Source organism: Mycobacterium sp. TH-M82, assembly GCF_057473605.1.
Map to the genome: position 1 here is coordinate 1 of NZ_JBYCKY010000028.1, position 3,312 is coordinate 3,312.

Consider the following 3,312-nt stretch of genomic DNA (forward strand, 5'->3'; position numbering starts at 1 on the left):
CCAGCCGGCGCTGCAGCCGGGCGATCTCGCCGCGCATCTGCACCCGCAACTTCGCATCCAGGTTGGACAGCGGCTCATCCATCAGAAATGCCTTGGGGTGGCGCACGATCGCCCGCCCCATCGCGACCCGCTGACGCTGTCCGCCGGAGAGCTGCGCCGGTTTGCGGTCCAGAAGGTCGGCGAGGTCAAGGATCTTGGCCACCTCCGCTACTTTCTCGGTGATCTCGGCCTTCTTCAGCTTCGCCAGCGTCAACGGGAAGGCGATGTTCTGTCTTACGGTCATGTGCGGGTAGAGCGCGTAGGACTGGAACACCATCGCGATGTCGCGATCCTTGGGTGCGCGATCGTTGACCCGTTCGCCGTCGATGCGCAGCTCTCCCGACGAGATTTCCTCCAATCCGGCAATCATGTTCAACGTCGTCGATTTTCCGCAGCCCGACGGGCCGACCAGGATGATGAACTCGCCGTCGGCGATGGTCAGCGAGAGGTCCCGCACGGCGACAGCACCGTCGGGATAACTCTTCGTCATGTGCGACAGCACAATCTCGGCCATCCAGCTACCCTTTCACCGCGCCGGAGGTCAACCCCGCGACAATCCGTCGTTGGAACATGAGAACAAAGGCGATGATCGGAACGGTGATCACCATCGCACCCGCGGCGATGGAGCCGGTGGGCTCCTCGAATTGCGAACTGCCGGTGAAGTTGGCGATCGCCACCGGTGCGGTTATCGAAGCCTTGGTCGCCGTCAACGACAACGCCAGCAGCAGGTCGTTCCAGGCGACGATGAACACCAGAATCGCCGCGGTCACGATTCCTGGTGCCGCCAGCGGGGCGATCACCTTGCCGAAGGCCTGACCGGGCGTGGCGCCGTCCATCTTGGCGGCTTTCTCCAGATCCCACGGAATCTCTTGGAAGAACGCCGACAACGTGTAGATCGCCAACGGCAAAGCGAAGGTGGTGTAGGGGATGATCAACCCCAGCCAGGTATCGAACAGGCCGGTGCTGCGCTCGATGTCGAACAGCGGAGTGACAAGCGATATCTGCGGAAACATGGCGATCAGCAGCGCAGCGCCGACGAGCAGTCGCTTTCCCGGGAACACCAGCCGCGCCACCGCGTATGCCGCCATCGCGCCGATCACCACCGCGATCACCGTGGTGATCAACCCGATGCCGACAGAGTTGATCAGCGCCGAACTGAAGGCACCGCCGGTGAAGATGCCGCGGTAGTTGTCGAGGGTCACCGACGACGGAATCAGCTTGCCGTCTCGCACTGTCGATGTCGGTTTGAGCGACAGCGACAGAATCCACAGCACCGGGATCAGCGCGTAGCCTACGACCAGCACGTCGATGACCACCCAGCCCGCGGCGCGCCGGCGACGATGCGGGCCGGGACGGCCCGATGAGGAGCGGCGCCATTGGACCCGCCGGCGGTCGGCCCGCTCAGCCACTGCGGCCGTCCGTCCCGGGTGCCGCAGCACCGAACACCTTGACGAAGACAAACGCGATGATCGCGACGCAGCCGAAGATCAGCACCGAAATCGCCGAACCCAGGCCCACGTTGAAACCCTTGAAAAGGTTGTCATAGCCCAGGATCGACACCGAGCCGGTGCTATTGGACCCGTGCGTGAGCACATAGATGTTGTCGAAGATCCGAAACGCATCGAGCGTGCGGAACAGCAGCGCCACCAGGACGGCAGGTTTGATCAGCGGCACGATGATCTTGATCAGTCGCCGCCAGGCGCCGGCGCCGTCGACCTGCGCAGCTTTCAAGAGGTCCTCGGGTACCAGCGCCAGGCCGGCGAGCAACAGCAGCGCCATGAACGGCGTCGTCTTCCAAACCTCGGCCAGGATCACCACGCCCAACGACGGAATCTGCTGGGTCAGCGGGGCGCTGCCGTCGGGCAGCAGATTCGCCAGGTACCCGGTTCCGGGCGTCCAGGCGTAGTACCAGCTGTAGGCGGCGGCCACCGTGACGATGCCGTACGGAATGAGCACGGCGGTGCGGACCATTCCCTTGGCGAACATGCTCCGATGCATCACCAGCGCCAGCGCCATGCCCAGGACGAGTTCGATCGACACCGATATGGCCGTGATCGCCAGCGTCACGAGGAGCGCCGTCCACCAGTAGGAATCGGTCAGGGTGGTCTGGTAGTTGGTGAGGCCGACGAACGCGGTGTCCGCCGGGGTGGTCAGGTTGTCACGCAGCAGGCTCAGCCATACGGCGTAGCCGATCGGGTAGGCCGTCACCGCCAGCATCAGGATCACCGCCGGGGCGATCAGCGCAAACGCCAATCGCCGCTGCGATCTGGTGTCCTCGGTGTGGGTCACGGGATGAGCCCCCTGCCGTCGATGGCCTTTTGCACCTGTTCGGCTAGTTCGTCGGCGGTGTGCTCGGGGTCGATTTCGGTGATCGGCGCCAGCACCGCCGACATTCGCGTGGACACCGCCTGATAGACCGGCGTCGCCGGCCGGACCGCAGCATCGGTGAGCTGCTGGCGGATCACGGCGTACATCGGGTACTTGGCCTGGAATTGCGGGTCGGAGTACAGCGAAGTCCGCACCGGAGGCAGGCCGCCTTCGAGTGAGACGTACTTCTGGCTCTGCACATCGCGCAGGCAACGGATCGCCTCGAACGCCTCGGCCCGGTGCCGGGTGGTCTTCGCAACGGCCAGGTTCAGCCCACCCAACGTCGACTTCGCGGGCCGGCCCGGCTGCACCGACGGGTACGGCGCGAAACCGAACACTTTCCTGCTGGCCTGGTATGCGTCACGGAACTGCTGATCCGACGGGGCGAAGGTACCGACCCTGTTGATGCTGCCGGCCAAGTCGGGACGCTTGTCCAGCGGAAGGAAGCTCACCCCGCCCTTGACGGCATTCTCCAGCATCGAAGCCAGGACATAGGGCCAGTTCACCTCCAGTGCCGATCGGCCCTGCTCGAAAGCCAGCCGTGCGGTGCTCGCGTCGGTCTCGGTGATCGACGGATCCGCGCCGGGCGCGGTGGCGACCGATTTCATGATCTGCAGTGCCGCCACGGTCGCGGCCCGATGCCGCGGCGTGTCGGTGAGGGTAACGGTCTTCCCGTCGTCGGAGAGCACCTGGCCACCCGCGCTCACCAGCAATGTGTTGAACCACACCACCAGGCCTTCGTCCTGCTTGCCCTGCACCCCGATCCAACTGGGTTCACCGGCCGCGTGCAGCAGTGCCGCTTCGGCGACCATCCCCGCCCAGGTCGTCGGCGGCTTGTCCATCAGGTCGGTGCGATACCAGAGCAACTGGGTGTTGGTGGTGACGGGCGCGGCATAGAGCCTGTGG

4 protein-coding genes are annotated in these 3,312 nt (G+C 64.9%); all 4 read right to left on the reverse strand.

Annotated elements, in window-relative coordinates:
* Positions 1-553, reverse strand: a 553-nt coding sequence (locus tag AC2VON_RS00980; RefSeq protein WP_486951273.1) for an ABC transporter ATP-binding protein, incomplete at its 3' end; no start/stop codon positions are given.
* 4 nt (positions 554-557) lie between these two features.
* Entirely contained in the window at positions 558-1,355 is a 798-nt protein-coding gene (locus tag AC2VON_RS00985) for a carbohydrate ABC transporter permease (RefSeq protein WP_486951276.1), read from the reverse strand.
* Positions 1,356-1,440: 85 nt separating this feature from the next.
* Entirely contained in the window at positions 1,441-2,328 is an 888-nt protein-coding gene (locus AC2VON_RS00990; protein ID WP_486951274.1) for a carbohydrate ABC transporter permease, read from the reverse strand.
* On the reverse strand, positions 2,325-3,312 hold a 988-nt coding region (locus AC2VON_RS00995), incomplete at its 5' end, for an extracellular solute-binding protein (RefSeq protein WP_486951275.1). The genes AC2VON_RS00995 and AC2VON_RS00990, both read right to left, overlap by 4 nt.